17 protein-coding genes are annotated in these 16,581 nt (G+C 39.0%); 11 read left to right on the forward strand and 6 right to left on the reverse strand.

Annotation, left to right across the window (positions count from 1 at the left end):
- Positions 1-220: 220 nt before the first annotated feature.
- The 8 genes from SULAR_RS01555 to SULAR_RS01590 all read left to right on the forward strand — a co-directional run bounded on the left by SULAR_RS01555 (position 221) and on the right by SULAR_RS01590 (position 9,683).
- Positions 221-1,675, forward strand: a complete 1,455-nt coding sequence (locus SULAR_RS01555; protein ID WP_008242279.1) for an acetyl/propionyl/methylcrotonyl-CoA carboxylase subunit alpha — start codon at positions 221-223, stop codon at positions 1,673-1,675.
- A gap of 218 nt (positions 1,676-1,893) precedes the next feature.
- On the forward strand, positions 1,894-2,853 hold the full coding sequence (locus SULAR_RS01560) for an ABC transporter ATP-binding protein (RefSeq protein WP_008242280.1): 960 nt from the start codon (positions 1,894-1,896) through the stop codon (positions 2,851-2,853).
- Positions 2,846-4,117 (forward strand): HlyD family secretion protein, encoded by a 1,272-nt coding sequence (locus tag SULAR_RS01565; protein WP_008242283.1) that lies wholly within the window; start codon positions 2,846-2,848, stop codon positions 4,115-4,117. Before SULAR_RS01560 ends, SULAR_RS01565 begins: the two co-directional genes overlap by 8 nt.
- Complete coding sequence (locus tag SULAR_RS01570; protein WP_008242285.1) at positions 4,117-5,478, forward strand: TolC family protein; 1,362 nt, start codon at positions 4,117-4,119, stop codon at positions 5,476-5,478. The genes SULAR_RS01565 and SULAR_RS01570 overlap by 1 nt, the downstream gene beginning before the upstream one ends.
- Positions 5,479-5,616: 138 nt before the next feature.
- Entirely contained in the window at positions 5,617-5,805 is a 189-nt protein-coding gene (locus SULAR_RS01575) for a DUF2892 domain-containing protein (RefSeq protein WP_008242287.1), read from the forward strand.
- A gap of 134 nt (positions 5,806-5,939) precedes the next feature.
- Positions 5,940-7,268, forward strand: coding sequence for a magnesium transporter (mgtE, locus tag SULAR_RS01580; RefSeq protein ID WP_008242289.1), 1,329 nt, complete (start codon positions 5,940-5,942; stop codon positions 7,266-7,268).
- A gap of 16 nt (positions 7,269-7,284) precedes the next feature.
- Positions 7,285-8,337, forward strand: coding sequence for a CNNM domain-containing protein (locus tag SULAR_RS01585; protein WP_008242291.1), 1,053 nt, complete (start codon positions 7,285-7,287; stop codon positions 8,335-8,337).
- Positions 8,338-8,345: 8 nt separating this feature from the next.
- Positions 8,346-9,683 (forward strand): DEAD/DEAH box helicase, encoded by a 1,338-nt coding sequence (locus tag SULAR_RS01590; RefSeq protein WP_008242292.1) that lies wholly within the window; start codon positions 8,346-8,348, stop codon positions 9,681-9,683.
- A gap of 40 nt (positions 9,684-9,723) precedes the next feature.
- On the opposite strand, the gene SULAR_RS01595 is transcribed toward SULAR_RS01590, so the two are convergent.
- From SULAR_RS01595 to SULAR_RS01605, 3 genes are all read right to left on the reverse strand, one after another.
- Complete coding sequence (locus tag SULAR_RS01595) at positions 9,724-10,065, reverse strand: hypothetical protein (protein ID WP_008242294.1); 342 nt, start codon at positions 10,063-10,065, stop codon at positions 9,724-9,726.
- Between the two features lie 133 nt (positions 10,066-10,198).
- Positions 10,199-11,290 (reverse strand): tRNA pseudouridine(13) synthase TruD, encoded by a 1,092-nt coding sequence (truD, locus tag SULAR_RS01600; protein ID WP_008242295.1) that lies wholly within the window; start codon positions 11,288-11,290, stop codon positions 10,199-10,201.
- A gap of 62 nt (positions 11,291-11,352) precedes the next feature.
- Positions 11,353-12,138 carry a sulfite exporter TauE/SafE family protein gene (locus SULAR_RS01605; protein WP_037999861.1) on the reverse strand — a complete coding sequence of 262 codons (786 nt, stop codon included), beginning with the start codon at positions 12,136-12,138 and terminating at the stop codon, positions 11,353-11,355.
- 83 nt (positions 12,139-12,221) lie between these two features.
- Between SULAR_RS01605 and SULAR_RS01610 the strand changes: the two genes are divergently transcribed.
- The 3 genes from SULAR_RS01610 (at position 12,222) to SULAR_RS01620 (ending at position 13,397) form a co-directional block, all read left to right on the forward strand.
- Positions 12,222-12,659 (forward strand): hypothetical protein, encoded by a 438-nt coding sequence (locus tag SULAR_RS01610; protein WP_008242299.1) that lies wholly within the window; start codon positions 12,222-12,224, stop codon positions 12,657-12,659.
- On the forward strand, positions 12,646-12,921 hold the full coding sequence (locus SULAR_RS01615) for an acylphosphatase (RefSeq protein ID WP_008242301.1): 276 nt from the start codon (positions 12,646-12,648) through the stop codon (positions 12,919-12,921). Before SULAR_RS01610 ends, SULAR_RS01615 begins: the two co-directional genes overlap by 14 nt.
- Before the next feature lie 278 nt (positions 12,922-13,199).
- Positions 13,200-13,397 (forward strand): hypothetical protein, encoded by a 198-nt coding sequence (locus SULAR_RS01620; protein WP_008242303.1) that lies wholly within the window; start codon positions 13,200-13,202, stop codon positions 13,395-13,397.
- Positions 13,398-13,514: 117 nt separating this feature from the next.
- Here SULAR_RS01620 and SULAR_RS01625 read toward each other — a convergent pair whose 3' ends face one another.
- The 3 genes from SULAR_RS01625 to msrA form a co-directional block, all read right to left on the reverse strand.
- Positions 13,515-14,678 carry a hypothetical protein gene (locus SULAR_RS01625; RefSeq protein WP_008242304.1) on the reverse strand — a complete coding sequence of 388 codons (1,164 nt, stop codon included), beginning with the start codon at positions 14,676-14,678 and terminating at the stop codon, positions 13,515-13,517.
- 16 nt (positions 14,679-14,694) lie between these two features.
- On the reverse strand, positions 14,695-15,849 hold the full coding sequence (locus SULAR_RS01630; RefSeq protein WP_008242306.1) for a hypothetical protein: 1,155 nt from the start codon (positions 15,847-15,849) through the stop codon (positions 14,695-14,697).
- A 163-nt stretch (positions 15,850-16,012) separates the two neighbouring features.
- Entirely contained in the window at positions 16,013-16,537 is a 525-nt protein-coding gene (msrA, locus tag SULAR_RS01635) for a peptide-methionine (S)-S-oxide reductase MsrA (protein WP_008242310.1), read from the reverse strand.
- Positions 16,538-16,581: the final 44 nt, after the last annotated feature.

Here is a 16,581-nt window from a genome sequence, read left to right on the forward strand (position 1 = left end):
TATTGTGAGCGACTCCCTTGTTTTATTACATGAAAAAAAGTAAAGAGTACTTAGGGGATTGTTTTTCATTTGAAAACAAAATAATACCAATATTGGATAACTATAGTATTAAAAAAAGACAATTAAATATCAAAAATAGATAATTTATAGAACAAAAATAGTGTAGAGATAAAATCTAAAAACCTTTAAAATACTGACAACTAAAATTGAAGGAATTCAAATGAGTAGAAAGATAACAAAAATCTTAATAGCCAATCGTGGTGAAATTGCACTACGTATTATCAGAGCATGTAAAGAGTTGGATATTACGAGTGTAGTGATACACTCTGATGCTGACAGTGAAGGCTCATGGGTACAGAAAGCAGATAAGAGTGTCCTGTTAGAGGGACATCCTGTGCAAGTCTATCTGGATTATGAGAATATTATCAAGGTGGCTAAAGAGTTAAAGTGTAGTGCTATCCATCCAGGGTATGGTTTTTTGTCTGAAAGTGCTGACTTTGCAAGAGCCTGTGATGAGAACGGTATTATTTTTATTGGACCCAAGGCTGAACACATTGAACTTTTTGGGGACAAGATCACTTCCAAAAATGCCATGAAAGAGATAGGTGTACCTGTACTTGAAGGTACTACTACTCCTATAACAGATAAAAAAGAAGCAGAAAAGATCTCTCAAGAGATAGGTTTCCCGGTTATCATTAAAGCGGCATTTGGTGGTGGTGGTCGAGGAATGCGTGTCGTGCATGAGGCCAAACAATTCGATTCACTCTTTGATGCAGCAACAAGTGAGGCCAAAAAGTTCTTTGGAAACGGTGATGTATTCATAGAAAAATTTGTAAGCAATCCTCGACATATTGAAGTTCAGGTCATTGCAGATAAGTATGGGAATGTGGTGCATTTGGGTGAACGAGACTGTTCCATTCAGAGACGTCACCAGAAAGTGATCGAGATCGCACCTTCTCCAAGCCTCAACGAAGCTACGAGAAAAGAGCTCTATCGTATCGCTATCAGAGCTATGAACCGTTTAGGCTATGAGAACGTAGGGACGATCGAATTTTTGCTAGACGAAAACGATAATATCTACTTTATCGAAATGAATACACGTCTTCAGGTTGAACACCCGGTCACAGAGATCATCACTGGTGTGGATATCGTACAACGAATGATCCAAATTGCAGAAGGGGACAAACTTCATTTTTTACAAGAAGAGATCGTCTTTAGAGGATATGCTATTGAGTTCAGGATCAATGCAGAAGACCCACTCAACAATTTCATGCCATCATTTGGAACGATCGAAAAGTACTTAACACCGGGTGGACCAGGAGTAAGGCTTGATACAAGTGTATACGGCGGATACTCTATACCTACTAATTATGATTCAATGATAGGAAAACTTATCGTATGGGCATTAGACTGGGAAGGTGTAGTGAAAAAAGCCAAAAGAGCGTTGGATGAATACTACATAGAAGGTCTTACAACCAACATTCCATTCCATAAAGAGATAGTGTGTGATGAGAGTTTCCAAAAAGGTATCTTTGATACAGGATTTTTAGACAAACGTGTAGAGCAATATGCACTGCTTAATGCCATCGCACCAACGGAAGATAAACGTATCAGTTCATTTTTCTCAAAATTGATGCAAAAAGGTTTAACCTCGAAAAAAGGTGATTTTATCTAGTTACATTTAGTTACAATTAATTTATATTATTTACTACGTGTTCTTCACCTAATAAATAAAAATGTCATACTTTGTATTGTTTTTACACAACTATAAAGTATGATGCATGTTGAACCTAGGGCATGATTGTAAGATAGCTTGGGCATATTAAGATACTTACTATATGATTATTTAAGAGTTTTTTGATCAGAAGATTCGTTGAATTATAAAGGGTATGTATGAAACTCAATGATATTGTTGTGAATTATGTAAAAAAAATCATTAAAGAAGATCGAAAAAATATTTTTCATTTAGTCTATTACTCTATCATAGATGCTATTCTTGTCTTATCTATTCCTCTCGCATCCGCAATTATCATCAACAGTGTATTGGCACATGCTTCACTCTCTGTAGTGATCTTGGGATCAGTAGTCCTTGTGTTATTTCTATTTATTACCATTTTACAATTGCTTAAAGGCTATATTGTCGAAAAGTTTCAACAGAAAGTTTTTCTTCAAGAAGGTATAGAAGTGGCGACAAAAGCATTACATCTGAAGCACGAAGATCATAATGACGAAATGAAACATAGAAAATTAATGAACTACTTTTTTGATATCACTTCGATCCAAAAGTTTTTTCCACTTCTTTTGCTTGATGGCTTGGGACTGATAATCAAGATCGTTGTGAGTCTTCTTTTGTTACTTGCATTTGATCCGGTACTATTTGCTGCAGGTGCACTCTTTTTCTCTATCTATATCATTCTGTTGTTTCTACTTGGTCATAATGCAGCTAAAAGAGCATTGGAGCGTTCAGATGCAAAACACAGTACCATCTATTTTTTGCAGTATATCAATGAAGAGAAGGGCAGTGAAAAAGAAACGCTGACAAAGTTCAACACCAGTTTAAGTCAGTATGTAGATGCCAGGAAAAAGTTATTTCAGATCATTATCAGACAATTGGGATTTACTTATTTTGCAGAAGGGTTCATTTTTAGTATGTTCTTGGTCATAGGAGGTTATCTTGTAATCAATGGAAGTTTGCCTTTGGGGGAATTTGTTGCCGCTGAAATTATTGTGACCTCTATTACGTATGCATTAAAAGGATTTGCAAAACAGCTTGATTATATTTACGATATGATCGAAGGACTCTATAAAGTCAATAAGTTATCAGTAGGTCTCGAGGATAAGAGCGATGGATAGATTTGAATTTGATGCATTGAAACTTACTGAGACTCATCCTTTTGTGAATCGTATTGGGCGTTTTACTTTTTTTCTGATACTTTTTTTCATAGCCATTCTTTTTCTACCCTGGAGACAAACTGTTCAGGGGGAAGGTACATTGATCGCGTATGACCCCACCCAGAGAATACAGTCTATCTCTGCACCTATCGATGGTTTTATTGATACTTTTTATGTTTCAGAGAACGAACATGTACGCAAGGGGATGAAACTCTTCAATATGATCGATCCTGATAAAGACTATAGAACACGTGTATATAAAATGAAAGAGGATTTCGAACAGCAGCATCAGAATATAGAAAATGAACTCATTGTACTCAAACAAAAAGATACCAGTCTTCTGAATCAGAAAAGAATACGCATGGAGCTCTATGATAAACGTTATATTCAGGCAGAGGAACAGTTGAAAAGTCTACAGCTCAAATATCAGGCAGAAAAGAAAAACTATGAAGTTTTATTCAACCATTTTACCAGGATTAAACAACTCTATCTTCAAAAAATAGAATCAAAAAAGAATTATGAGAAAAGTGAGAACCAATATATCAATGCGAAAACAAAATTAGAGAAGATTGAAATTGATATCGAGGTGCAAAAGCGTCATTTATCGATCATTCAACAGGAAAAACAACACTTTTTGGAAGAAATTGAAAATCAGATAAGAACACTTGAAAACAATATGTTAGGGGTGGAAACACGTTTAAATATTTTGAAAAGAGACTATGAAAAACATTTGACAGAGATCGCCAGATATGAAACATCATCAGTAGTTTCAAAAAAAGATGGTTTTGTCATGCGTATCTTGGAAAATGATAAGAATACCTATATTAAAAAAGGGCAACCGATCTTACGTTTTTCTCCCGATGTCAATACCAGTGCACTTTTGTTAAAGGTTTCGGATTTCAATATGCCTTTAATCAAAGAGGGACTTCCGGTAAGGATCAGATTTCATGGATGGCCTGTGTTGCATATTCCCGGATGGCCGGTGATAAGATTTGGTACCTTTGGAGGCATTATCAAGAAAGTAGATCCAATATTACATGAGAAAGGTGCTTACTATGCCTATGTGGTTGAAGATCCGAATGAACCATGGCCTTCTCATGAAAAACTTCGTGTGGGTACAGATGCAATGGCATGGGTTGCTTTGTCACGTGTACCGATCTGGTATGAACTTTGGCGCTTAATGAATGCATTTCCTGCAAATATGGTCACACCGGAGCAAAAATAATGAAAAAAACACTTTTAAGATACGCTGTGGGTGTGTGTATCTTTTCTCATGAAGCTTTTTCTCAAGAGATCTTTACCGTGGATCATATGAAACACTATCTCACAGAAGAAAACCCCTATATTTACACGGCAGTGGGGCGACAATATATTGATGCAGCCCGTATTCAATCAGCAGAGGGAGGCTTTGATACGAAACTCTCTGTAGCGTATGACCAAAAAGAGTATCCGATAAGTACAGGTGAATTTTCTGATATCTCTTTTAGCAAACCGACAGAAAACGGTACAGAATTTATTGTAGGGTATAGGAGAGCTGAAGGCATTCAAGAGTATAACAATATCAAAACAGGTAGTGAAGGGGAATTGCGTGTGGGAGTGAAAGTACCCGTATTTTCACTATTGAACGACATGAATGAACGAAAATATACACTTGAAGCTGCGAAAATAAATGCGACTAGATCGGCTTTTGAATCACAAAACAATTTAAGAAATCTCTATACGCATATCGTTACTTCGTATTATCAACTTCTCTACTATAGTGAAGTACTAAAGCTTGAGAAAAAACTGCTGCATAAAGCGACCAAAAGAAATCGTTTTATTGAGAAAAGAGTCAGCTCAGGAGATCTTGCTGATGTTGCAATACTCGAATCAAAACAGCAGATCATTAATCGTGAACAAAGAGTTCTCACAACAAAAAACAATTATAGTCAGGCCTTACAGCTCTTTTTAAATTATCTGAACCTCTCTAAAAAAGAGTTTGAACTGAGATATGTTCTCCCTTCATTAAAAATGCTGAAGAGTGAAAAAATACTTTTTCAAAATGCGATCACTCAAGCATTAACACATAGACCGGATATCAAAGCGTTGGACTCCCAACGCACTAAACTGGACCTGGATACAACCTATAACAGTGTATCCGCGTATCCCAAGTTAAATCTTTTTGCTTATGGTGTTCATGATATTCAATATGGAGAGGGTATCAAAGTTGGATTACAATTTGATATACCATTAGAAAGACGCTCTTATAAGGGAAAGATGATCGAGATACAAAAAGGTATGAGTCAAATTGAAGAAGAGAAACATAGATTACTGTTAGAATTGAAAACAAATCTCAGTAATCTCATGTATTCATTAGATATTATCAATCAAAATATAGAATTTGGGGAGAAAGAAACAAAGATCGTTGAGACACTTGAAGAAGCCGAAAATAAAAAATATGAAGTAGGTTCAAGTGACCTTTTTCAGATCAATCAACGTGAAATAAGAACATTGGAAGTAAAGAAAAAGCAATTGGAATACTACCTCAATGCCTTGGTGATACAACAGGAGATAAAAAAAGAGATGGGAGAGTCCATGACACTTTAAAAGTGTGATCTGTTGATATACATTCTAGATATTGGGCAGATCACTCTTCATCTCTTCTAAATATTAGTATACCTTTTCTTTTATATAATCTTAAGTTATTTATAATACAATATCAGGAAATATATCAAAGGAAACAGTATGGATATCAATAAATGGAGAGCCACATGTAGACCTGTGAGAATTGTGGTAGGATCGGCACTTATCGGTTATGGTGTATACTCAGGAAATGCTTGGTTCTATCTTGGTGTAATCCCACTTATTGCAGGACTTAGCAACTTTTGTCCGGCATGTATCGCCACTCAAAAGTGTGATATATCAGAAAAATAAAATAGATGGGGTGGATCCTCATCTCTTTTACACTTACTTTTAACGCTATTCCTTTAGCACTCTCTTCATAATTCAACCGTTCATATATTTAATAAAGTATAATTTCACAATACAACGCTTCAAAGGTACAGGCTATGGATACACTCACACAATATTTAAATGATCATCCTCATGATGAACTGCATCCTTCAGAGATAGCGAATATTCTTAAAGATCTCAATGAAAAAAGTTTTCGTGAAGCATTACAGGCCATACCTAGAGAGCTTATTGCAGATGTTGCATTGGAACTTCCGGATAGATATTTTGAAGATATTGTTGAGTCTTTTACCACAAAAGAAATTGCAGATTCGGTCGCTGAACTGGAAAGTGATGACCAGACAGACTTTATGCAAGAGCTTGAAGAGGTCGATTCAAGTATGGCTAAAGCAGTATTTAGCCAGTTGGATGAAGATGACCAGGCAGATATTTTAAAGCTTAAGCAGTATGATGATGATATCGCGGGTGCGTATATGCAAGTAGAGGTATATACGGCCAATTTGCATGATACGGTACATGATGTGATCAGACAATTTGCGAAACTAAGACGTAATGATGAACTTGAGAATGTGAATTATCTTTTTGTCACGGATGAAAAGCATCACTTGCGTTATGGTATAGGTTTGGACCATCTTCTGGTCTTTAATTTTGATCAGACACTAGAAGAGAATATTAACGAAAACCCTGAAAAATATAAACCTGTTATGGGATACGATTCTGACGATATCAGTGATATCGTACAGAAGTTTCAGGAGTATGACCTGTCATCGATGCCTATTATTGATGAGAATGGTATGCTTCTTGGGCGTATTACTTCAGATGATATCTATGACATTATCAATGAACAGGCGACAGATCAAATGTACCATTTGGCAGGGGTGAATGACGATGCAGAAGAAGATGAAGATATCTTTAAAGCAGGTAAATCACGTGCTGTATGGTTGGGGGTGAATCTGATCACAGCTATTACTGCTTCTTTGGTCATAGGCCTTTTTGAAGATACACTTCAGAGCATTGTCGCTTTGGCTATTTTGATGCCTATCGTAGCTTCTATGGGTGGCAATGCAGGGACGCAAAGTCTTACGGTTGTTGTACGTCAACTCGCGCTTGGTGACATTGCACAGCATGATGCATTTCGTACGATAAAGAAAGAAGTCATACTCTCTCTTGCAAATGGTTTCCTTTTTGCTATAATCATGGGTATAATAGCCTCAATATGGTTTGATAAAGGGATGCTTGGTATCGTGATCGCACTCTCTATGGTCATCAATCTATTGAGTGCAGGTTTCTTTGGTGCTATGGTGCCATTGTTACTCAAAAAAATGGAAGTTGATCCAGCCATTGGAAGTACTGTGGTACTTACAACGGTGACGGATGTTGTAGGCTTCTTTTCGTTCTTAGGTCTAGCGACCTTGATATTATTATAAAGGTATTTTTGTATACATGGATTTGTTAATTCTTTATTTCACTTTAGCAGTGATGATATCCTTCATCTGTTCAATTTTAGAATCTGTTTTACTCTCTGTCAACATGGCATACGTTTCAGTGCTTGAAAAAGATCGTCCTATCGCAGGAAGACTTTTAAGAGGACATAAAATTAATATCAACAAATCTTTATCTTCTATTTTAATTCTCAATACGATTGCCAATACTTTGGGTGCAGCTGCTGTGGGGGCACAGGCTGAAAGTATTTATGGAGTGGGTGCGGTATTTTATGTATCTATTGCCTTGACATTTGCTATTCTTTTTTTGTCTGAGATCATTCCCAAAACCATAGGTGCAGTGTACTGGAAAGCTTTATCACCTGTGGCAGCATATGTGATTCATTTTTTCATTTGGATAACGTACCCTATTATCATTTTAACACTCTTTGTAACCAATCGTATAAGTAGAGGTGTCGATACAACCAGTTTGACGAAAGAAGAACTTTTACAGAGTACTTTGCATAGTGAAGATGAGGGACTTCTTAAAGAGCAGGAATCGGATGTGATCGAAAATATTCTTCTTCTTGATAAGATAAAGATCAAAGATATATTAACGCCTAGAACAGTTGTTTTTGCTTTAGATGGAAATAGAAGTATTAAAGATATTGTTGAGAGTGAACCAGCGATATTTAAATTCTCAAGAGTACCTGTCTACGATGAGAGCATTGAAAATATTACCGGTATAGTAATGACTAAAAAGATCTTTAAACAAGGTCTAAAAGATGATACTGTAGCGTTAAGTACGATACAAAAAGACATTTTTAAGATCTCAGAAAACTTGCCTGTATCTAAGGCACTTGATCTGTTTATTAAGAAAAAAGAGCATATGTTTCTCGTCCTTGATAACTATGACCAGACTGAAGGAATTGTGACACTTGAAGATTGTGTTGAGACGATACTCGGGGTAGAAATCGTTGATGAGAGTGACAGTGATGCTGATATGAGAGAAGTTGCAAAACAGAAGATGCGTCTAAAGCGTAGGTTAGAGAGTATTTCTAACGAAGAAGAGTAAGGCTTGTTTTGTCATTAGCAACACTTGGATTATCTTCAGAGATATTAAAAGCACTGAATGAGAAAGGCTATGAGTCTGCTACGCCTATCCAAAAAGCACTGATCCCTGCTATGTTCACGGGTCGGGACATTATGGCCGGTGCACAGACGGGTACAGGAAAGACAGCAGGTTTTTCTCTACCTATACTCCAGGAACTCAGTAAACATTTTGTTGAAGGACAACACTACCCTAAAGCCGTTATTTTGGTACCTACACGTGAACTTGCCAAACAGGTACATGCAAGTATAGAAGCGTATGGAAAGTACCTTCCTTTAAAAAGTATAGTGCTCTATGGCGGAGCAAACTTAACTTCACAGGCGAATAGACTAAAAGCAGGGATAGATATTATCGTCGCTACAAGCGGACGTCTCTTGGAACATATAGGGCAAAAAAATATCAATCTTGAAAGTGTTGCATACTTAGTCTTAGATGAGGCAGATACGATTCTGGATATGGGCTTTGTGCATGAGGTGGGTAAGATACTTCAGCATCTCCCGGATAAACGGCAGAATGTACTTATCTCGGCAACACTTTCAGGATCTGTCAAAAGACTGGCAGAGCAGATACTCCAAAAACCCAAGCTGATAGAAGTGGACAGTATGGGAACTTCTGCACAGTCTGTAGAACAGATCGTCTACCCTGTCGAGAAAGAGAAAAAAACTGAGCTACTCTCCTACCTTATAGGTTCACGAAATTATAAGCAGGTACTTGTCTTCACCCGTAAAAAAGAAGTCGCAGATGAAGTAAGTAAAGAGTTGAATCTTTCAGGGCTTATAACAGCAGTGATCCACGGTGGTAAAACATCAGGTGAAAGATCCAGAGCATTAGAAGGCTTTAAAGAAGGAAAAGTACGGGTACTAGTTGCAACCGACATCGCAGCTCGAGGACTTGATATACCTGCCTTAGGTGTCGTCATGAATTATGATATTCCCCACGTTACAGGAGACTACATACACCGTATAGGACGTACGGGAAGGGCAGGGGCAAAAGGATTGGCCATTACGCTCATATCTCCTCTGGAAATGGTAGCTCTTAAAGATGTGGAGCGTCTTATGGGCAAGCGTATTCCTCAAGAAAAACTGGAAGGATATGCCCCCAAAGAGATAGCGAAACAAAAAGGTGCTCGTAAAAATCCCAATGAATATAAAAAGACAGATGGGGCTTTTGGAAAAAAGAAAACCAAGACAGCGACTGCACCTAAAAGTAAAAAACGTAAAACAACAAAGCGTGACGGGTATAAAACTTTTGATGCCGTGAAACCAAAGATGGATAAGAAGGATAAAAAACGCGGGAGAGGCAGGAAATAATTTCCTGTCAAGTGGGTTTTACCAGGTGGCAAACCACTATTTAAGCTCTCACATCATTTAAAAATGCCAAAGTTAGTGTATTTTTACCTTCGATGCGTTTTTTCTTGATAGTGAGTTTTACGCTGTGGAAAAGAAAAAGTTCACCTGCGTAATTGATGCCCAATATAAAAGTATATTCTCCAAAAATAAATTTTTTCAACCCTTTTGCTTCAGGTTTTTGGGTAGGATTCTTGATATAAAAACAGACTTCATTGGGAAAGTCGCTTGTACGTTTATCGTCATCGTTCAAAACTACTTCACCCAACTCAGACGTTACTTGAACAGAGAGCTTCGAATCGAGCTCATGTGCTCTTATCGTATAATCACCAAATGTAAATAGCATTCATATATCCTTGTTTATTAGATGAAATATTATATCTTTTATTAGATGATTTTATATATATTTTTGTATAAATAATGCGCAAATCAAGGATATGATGTAACCTTCTGAAATCTCTTTCCTTATTCTACGCAGTTCATATTTCCTTCAAGGAAAATTTCCCGATCTCTTCCAGAAATGTAGTAGCATAGGAGCCCTTAGGAAGATAAAACTCAATGGTAAGTTTTTGCGTATCACTGTCATACTGTGTTTCTACATCTTTAGGCCATATCCATGCGAAACGTCTGTCCCCTTTCAGACTGTTCAAGTCGGTATCATCATAGGCTTCTTCTAGATGGTAGGCATCACTTTTGGCCCTTGGTACATTGGCACCACACAACAGTCCAGTAGGGGAGATCTTCTTTTGTTCGAAGGCTTGAGCACTTTGTTGCAACTCTTTGACGTAGTCACTTTTTCCATAGGGATAAGGCATGATGATATCACCGATAAAGAGTTTGAAAAATTGAGGCTGTTTGGCCAAGACTTTGACCAGATCCAGTGGGTATTGGAGTTTTTTTGCCGCTTCTTCTACTTTATTGTCCCTAATGATGGCAGAGAGCTTTACTCTTGAAGCCAGCCATTTATTGTAAAGGTAGCTCTGGTAAGCGGAGACAAGCAGTTTTTCTTTACTACCTTTCAGACGTTTCCCTGAATGTGCTATCTCTTTGCCCTGTAGGTAGGAACGGCTGTCTTCACCGAAACGCTGGTACCCATAATAGTTGGGTATGCCATCCACTTGCATTTTTTTTGCCGTGGTATTGAAAAACTTTGCTTCATTTTCAGCGATATCATGCAAGACAATGGAAAAACGGTTGCCTTTAAGGTGTCCTATCTTGATAGGTGCTTTGTTGTAGGTACGTTCCAGTATCTCGATCTTCTCTGTGGTAAGGTTTTTGTTCAGTTCTTTTTCGTACTTTTTGGGAAGAGAAATGTATTGTATGGTGGTGGCATTTTTGTCTTTAAGCCCTGCATAACCGATATCACGCTCTTGAAGACCGGTTGCCTTAGCAAGGACTGTAACCAGTTTCCATGTGCTCATATCGGTTTTCTTGATCTTGAGTATGAGAAAATTTCCAGTACCGGTAAAAGTGTAAAGAGGTATCTCCTCAACAAAAAATCGTTCGACAGTCTGTTTAAAGTCAAACTTGAGAGGTGTATGGTTATAGGCGTAGGTTTTTATATGATTCATGACGAGATTATAGCGAAATAATGCACCGTTTTGGATTCTTTGTTCCTATATGTAAGTCATGGTTAGCCACATTTCCCCGGAGCACACTTCATACCGTTAAACTGTCCTGTCAATGTACCATCGGTACTTCCTTCATGCATTTTCTTCATTCTCTCTTTCATCATTTGTGGATGTGCAATGAAGTTGTAGCCTTTATAAAGGGTAATTCCTCCATAGAGAATGACTAGCAGAGCTGCAAGCTTCATCATGGTACCACGTAGGGATCCTTTTTGCAGGATCTTTGTGAGGAAGCCTAAAAAGAAAAGCGCGGGGATGGTAGCCAATCCAAAGGTTGCCATGACCAAAGCACCTGAAACAGGATCAGCAGTACTTGCCGCAAAAATAGCAAAAGAGTAGACAAGCCCACAAGGGATGATACCATTGAGCAACCCTAAAAGGTAAAAGCTTAGATACGATTTATCTGACATCAGTTTTCTGAAGCTGTTTTGATACCAGGTATATTTTGAAACGGACCATTCTGCGGAATTGAGAAATTTAAGGTTACCTATGAGAGAAAGGCCTGCAAGTATCATCAGTATACCGGTGATGAGAAAAAGTATCCCTTTGGTGGTAGGTGTAAAAGCGACCACTTGCCCCACATAACCAAATATAGCGCCTAAAATAGCATAGGTGGTTACACGTCCAAAGTTGTAAGCCAAGTGTGCAGAAGTCTGTTGCAGATAACTTGTTTTTTGATCTATTTTTGTAGAAGAATATGCAACTACGATCCCGCCACACATTCCAATACAATGTCCAACGCTTCCTAAAAAAGCGGTTGTTAAGATAATAATTAAATCTATATTGCCCATTGAGACAGCCTCTTTTGTAAATAGTAATAAAACTATAGTATTATTTTGTTAAAATAGTGTTAATAAATCATAAGGGCCGTATTGTGTTTAAATTTTTAAAACGTAATATCATGAAAATGTTCAGAGAATTACTTGTATACCATCATAGTTCTTTAGAATATAGAGCAAAGATCCTTACCCTTATGGTCTCGGCGAATGGTGAGATCTGTGAATGTGAAAAACAAAAACTCAAAGAGATAGCACATAGCATCTATAGTGATGATCATGAAAGAGCAGAACTTCTCATCGATACGGTCAATGAATACCATACAAAAATCGTAACCAACAACGGGCTGGATTTTGAGCATCTTATTATGTTGGTTGAAAATGAGACCAAAGAGGTACCCCGTTTTACATCAAAGATAGATATGGGACTTCTTATGCAACTGCATGAATGTATGGACAGTGAAGAGGATATACTGTTTCAACAACGTATTATAGAGTTTTTACAAGGTCTTAAGGACGAATATGGAATGGTATAGATTTATTATTTTTGGTAAAGTACAAGGTGTATTTTATCGCAAGTTTGTTTCTCAGGCTATGATGAAAAAACACTATAAGGGATACATACAGAACCTTGATGATGGTACAGTTGAGGTTGTCGCTGAAGTATTTGATGATGATTTCAATACGTTTATGGCTATTTTGAATGAAGGATCACCATCGAGTTTGGTAGAGGATATCCAATATGAGATCATTGATGATGCAGAATTCACCACCGATGGTTTTGAGATACGATATTAGGATGTGAACCCTCCTGTATAACTATAGATACTCATAATGAGTTTTGCAAAGGTGAGATTTTGTAAGAGATTTACGTAGTCCTAGTTAAAGCTACGTCAAGTAAATATCTTGTGAAAGATTACTTTTGCAAAGTTCACCCTATGGGCAATACTAGCTTTACCTTATGTGTCGTTACTCACTTTTGAATTAGCTTAGGCTAGTCCTGCAAGTGAGTGCCTAGCTTAAGAAAAAGCTAGTATAGTTAAGAATATCTATAGTTATACAGGAGGGTTCTTATTATGAGCAGTGGATGGACATGTCAATATATGGGAACAAAAGGGGAAGAGAAAGAGTGGTGTATCAAACTTTCTCATAAGTGTGATCCTGGATGTAAAGGATGCGTCATTTACAATCAAGTGACATTTTCTGAGCCTAATATCTCTGAAGAACAACAGCGCAAGGTTAAAAAGCGCAGTGATAACCCTTTAAAAAAATAGATATTCGAAAATAGATCATCTTATAATTTTAGATAGCATCAGAAACTATAGTACATTTTGTTAATACAGCTTCTGCACTTTTATATGCTTCCCGCAAGCTGAAGCTTGGGGATGAGTTTAAAGACCTCTGGAGACAATAATGGCGATGGCCATCTGTTGTACCGCGAGGACGGAGTTTCGCGTTGCGAAAAGGTTCGCACTTTGAAACTGCTGTGTTGTGATAAAGGTATCGGCCACCATTCCGATATTGTCTGCCATGGCCAGGATGGTATCGCCCATCTCTCCAATCCGGTCGGCCATGATACCTATATCGGCTGAAAGCTGAAGCATACTGTTGAGCGAGTCTTCGAGTGTCGCTGTCGATGTTGTCGGCTCTAGCCCCTCGATCGCAATGACATAGCCGTCAACTGCCGTTGCGACAAAGGTCAGCATAGTCGACATGTCATAAAGCTGCATCATCGACGTACCATCGATATAAAGTGTGCCGTTTACCGCATCGTTCTTGATCGCGTTGCTGAGTGCCGTGACCTGTTGAAGAAAGCTCTTGACGTCATCTTCGACACCTTGTAGCTGGTAGTTCATTGTCCACGGGTTGAGCATCACTGCGTGCATACGAGAGGAGAGTTCCATACCGTCAGCGACAAGCGCATTGTATTCAAGTTCACGCGTACTCGTCTCGACAACCGAGACCAGCGTCAATGCATTGGTCTGTGTCTGTAGCAGGGTATCTATACTGGTGGTCATGTTCGCGCTCTGAATCTCCTGAGTCGTAATAATACGGTCAGCCATGATGTCAATATTGTCGGCCATGACAAGAATCTTGTCTGCCATCTCACTAATCCTGTCTGCCATCGTACCGATATCATCGGAGAGCTGAAGCATAGAGGTAATGCCGTCTTTGATGGTCAGTACCGAGGCCGTATTCTCAAGTTTCTGCAGGTCAAGTGAGAGTCTCAGCGCTTCGTTTGCCATGCTCAGGTTTGTGACTGAAAGCAGTTCAATGGCATCGAGGATATCAGCATCGATCTGTAAAGGTGCAGAGAGGTTGTCATCGACAGCGCTGATGGCATTGACCATATCGCGTGCCTTTTGGTTGGCTTGTACCAGCGGTGCACAGACAGAAGAGGCATTGAGCTCAAGTGTACTCAAATCACTTCTGAATGTTTCAGACTGAACAGCAAGGTCTTGCAGATCTTCCTTCAAGGCTGCGGCTGCGGGCATCCCCATAAAAAGCATAAAAACAGCGGCAGCGCCAATAAAGTTGTTCCATAATTGTTTCATTCGATTCTCCTTTTTCTTACAGTCCATAGGACTCGATGATGCCGACAGTGATATTTTGCGCAGTGGTCAGGGAATCGACAGTATAAGCCATGTTCGATGCCTGGATCCCTTCAACCTCGACGATCCGCTGGCTCATCACACCGATATTGTCGGCCATGACGATGATCTTGTCACTCATCTCCATGATACGGTCACTCATCAGTTTGATATCCTGCACCAGCTTTAGCATGGAATTTGTGGCATCGGAAAGGACAGGCGTACTCGTTAGCGGAGCAAGCAGCTGCACGGTTTGTGCAAAATTTTCGGTACTCAAAGCCAGAGCCCTGTGAATCTCTGAGAGATCACTGAAATAGGTCAGCGTGTCACCATTGATATAGTGCGAAGCCACAGCACTGTTCATACTGACGAATGTGTAGAGGCTGACGACTTGTCCCATCAACTGTGCAGACTGTACTTGTAGCTGGCTCAGTTCATCTGCCATATTCAAATTGGTCAGTATAGTCATCTGCATATCAGAATTAAGCTCATCGCCGTCCGATTGAATCTGTCCAAGGGTAAGGTTGTAGACAATCGACGAAAGAGAGCTGTTGAGTGCAGCCAGATTCTCCTGCGTCGTCAGCAGGGAAGTCTGAATGAACTGCATATTTGTGCTTTGCAGCGTAATGGTAAAGACGATTTTGTCCGCCATCGAACCGATATTGTCTGCCATGACCAAAATACGGTTAGCCATCTCTAGAATACGGTCTGCCATCGTACCGATATCGTCCGAAAGACGTAGCATTGCGCTGAGCCCGGCCCGGTATTCGAAAAGGTCGGCAACAGATTCGATACTATTGAGCTCCAGCGCTAAACGGGCACTCTCTTGGGCCATGGATCTGCTGATGTTGCTTAGATCATCAAGTGATGTCATATCCTCCTGAGTCAAGCTCAGAGGCGAAGAGAGCTGCAGATAGATCGTCTCAATGCTTTCGATATATGTTTCAATAGAGGTGTTAAGTGTGCCTAGTTGGGAACAGTCATCTCCCTCATCAAAACTGAATGCAGAGAGGTTTGCATCGAGTGTATTTCCCTGGCTGACAAGACTCTGTAGACCAGTCGAAAATGACGCATGGGCATTAACCATAAACAATACAAGCAGCAAAAATGATGATGCCAAATATTTTTTCAACATAATGGGTTCCTTTAGTTTAAATAGAATTATTTACAATAAGTTATTTTTTTTATTATTTTTACTTATTATAAAAAAGTATGGGATTATACATACCATAAATTAAAGGAACATAAAATATATAGTTCTTGAGAGATCTAGATGAGTTTTTACCCTGATGGGGAGGTTACTTCACCTCTTTGCCAAACTTCGCTTTGAGTTTCTGTAGTTTTGGAGGGATGACTGCCATGCAGTAGCCCTGCATAGGATTTTGCTGGTAATAGTCCTGATGGTACGCTTCTGCTTTGTAGTAGTTCTCCAGAGGTTCGATCTTGGTGACGATGGGATCGTTCCAGTCTGCTTGTGCTGCTTTCATCGCTGCTTCGGCAGCCTCTTTAGTCGTTTCATCGGTATAGAGGATGGTTGATCGGTATTGTGTGCCTCTGTCCGCGCCTTGCCGGTTGAGTGTGGTAGGGTCGTGTATGACAAAAAAGATCTCCAGTAACGTGTCTACAGTAATGATGCTGTCATCATATGTGATCTTAATGACCTCTGCATACCCTGTATCACCTGTACAGATATCTCTGTAGGTTGGATTGGGTGTATGTCCATTTGCGTACCCACTTTCCACATCACTCACACCTTTGAGTAATTCAAATACTGCTTCCGTACACCAGAAACATCCACCACCGACTATGAGTTCTTTTGTCATTCACTATCCTTTCATTTCACCACAATTACGATAAGTATGTAGCC

Origin of the sequence: Sulfurovum sp. AR (assembly GCF_000296775.1) — a bacterium.
Lineage (GTDB): Bacteria > Campylobacterota > Campylobacteria > Campylobacterales > Sulfurovaceae > Sulfurovum > Sulfurovum xiamenensis.

Excerpts from the sequence above, each read along its gene's own strand:
- SULAR_RS01555 (WP_008242279.1), top strand. The coding sequence starts at position 221 with ATGAGTAGAAAGATAACAAAAATCTTAATAGCCAATCGTGGTGAAATT.
- SULAR_RS01560 (WP_008242280.1), top strand. The coding sequence starts at position 1,894 with ATGAAACTCAATGATATTGTTGTGAATTATGTAAAAAAAATCATTAAA.
- SULAR_RS01565 (WP_008242283.1), top strand. The coding sequence starts at position 2,846 with ATGGATAGATTTGAATTTGATGCATTGAAACTTACTGAGACTCATCCT.
- SULAR_RS01570 (WP_008242285.1), top strand. The coding sequence starts at position 4,117 with ATGAAAAAAACACTTTTAAGATACGCTGTGGGTGTGTGTATCTTTTCT.
- SULAR_RS01575 (WP_008242287.1), top strand. The coding sequence starts at position 5,617 with ATGGATATCAATAAATGGAGAGCCACATGTAGACCTGTGAGAATTGTG.
- mgtE (WP_008242289.1), top strand. The coding sequence starts at position 5,940 with ATGGATACACTCACACAATATTTAAATGATCATCCTCATGATGAACTG.
- SULAR_RS01585 (WP_008242291.1), top strand. The coding sequence starts at position 7,285 with ATGGATTTGTTAATTCTTTATTTCACTTTAGCAGTGATGATATCCTTC.
- SULAR_RS01595 (WP_008242294.1), bottom strand. The coding sequence starts at position 10,065 with ATGCTATTTACATTTGGTGATTATACGATAAGAGCACATGAGCTCGAT.
- truD (WP_008242295.1), bottom strand. The coding sequence starts at position 11,290 with ATGAATCATATAAAAACCTACGCCTATAACCATACACCTCTCAAGTTT.
- SULAR_RS01605 (WP_037999861.1), bottom strand. The coding sequence starts at position 12,138 with ATGGGCAATATAGATTTAATTATTATCTTAACAACCGCTTTTTTAGGA.
- SULAR_RS01615 (WP_008242301.1), top strand. The coding sequence starts at position 12,646 with ATGGAATGGTATAGATTTATTATTTTTGGTAAAGTACAAGGTGTATTT.
- SULAR_RS01620 (WP_008242303.1), top strand. The coding sequence starts at position 13,200 with ATGAGCAGTGGATGGACATGTCAATATATGGGAACAAAAGGGGAAGAG.
- SULAR_RS01625 (WP_008242304.1), bottom strand. The coding sequence starts at position 14,678 with ATGAAACAATTATGGAACAACTTTATTGGCGCTGCCGCTGTTTTTATG.
- SULAR_RS01630 (WP_008242306.1), bottom strand. The coding sequence starts at position 15,849 with ATGTTGAAAAAATATTTGGCATCATCATTTTTGCTGCTTGTATTGTTT.
- msrA (WP_008242310.1), bottom strand. The coding sequence starts at position 16,537 with ATGACAAAAGAACTCATAGTCGGTGGTGGATGTTTCTGGTGTACGGAA.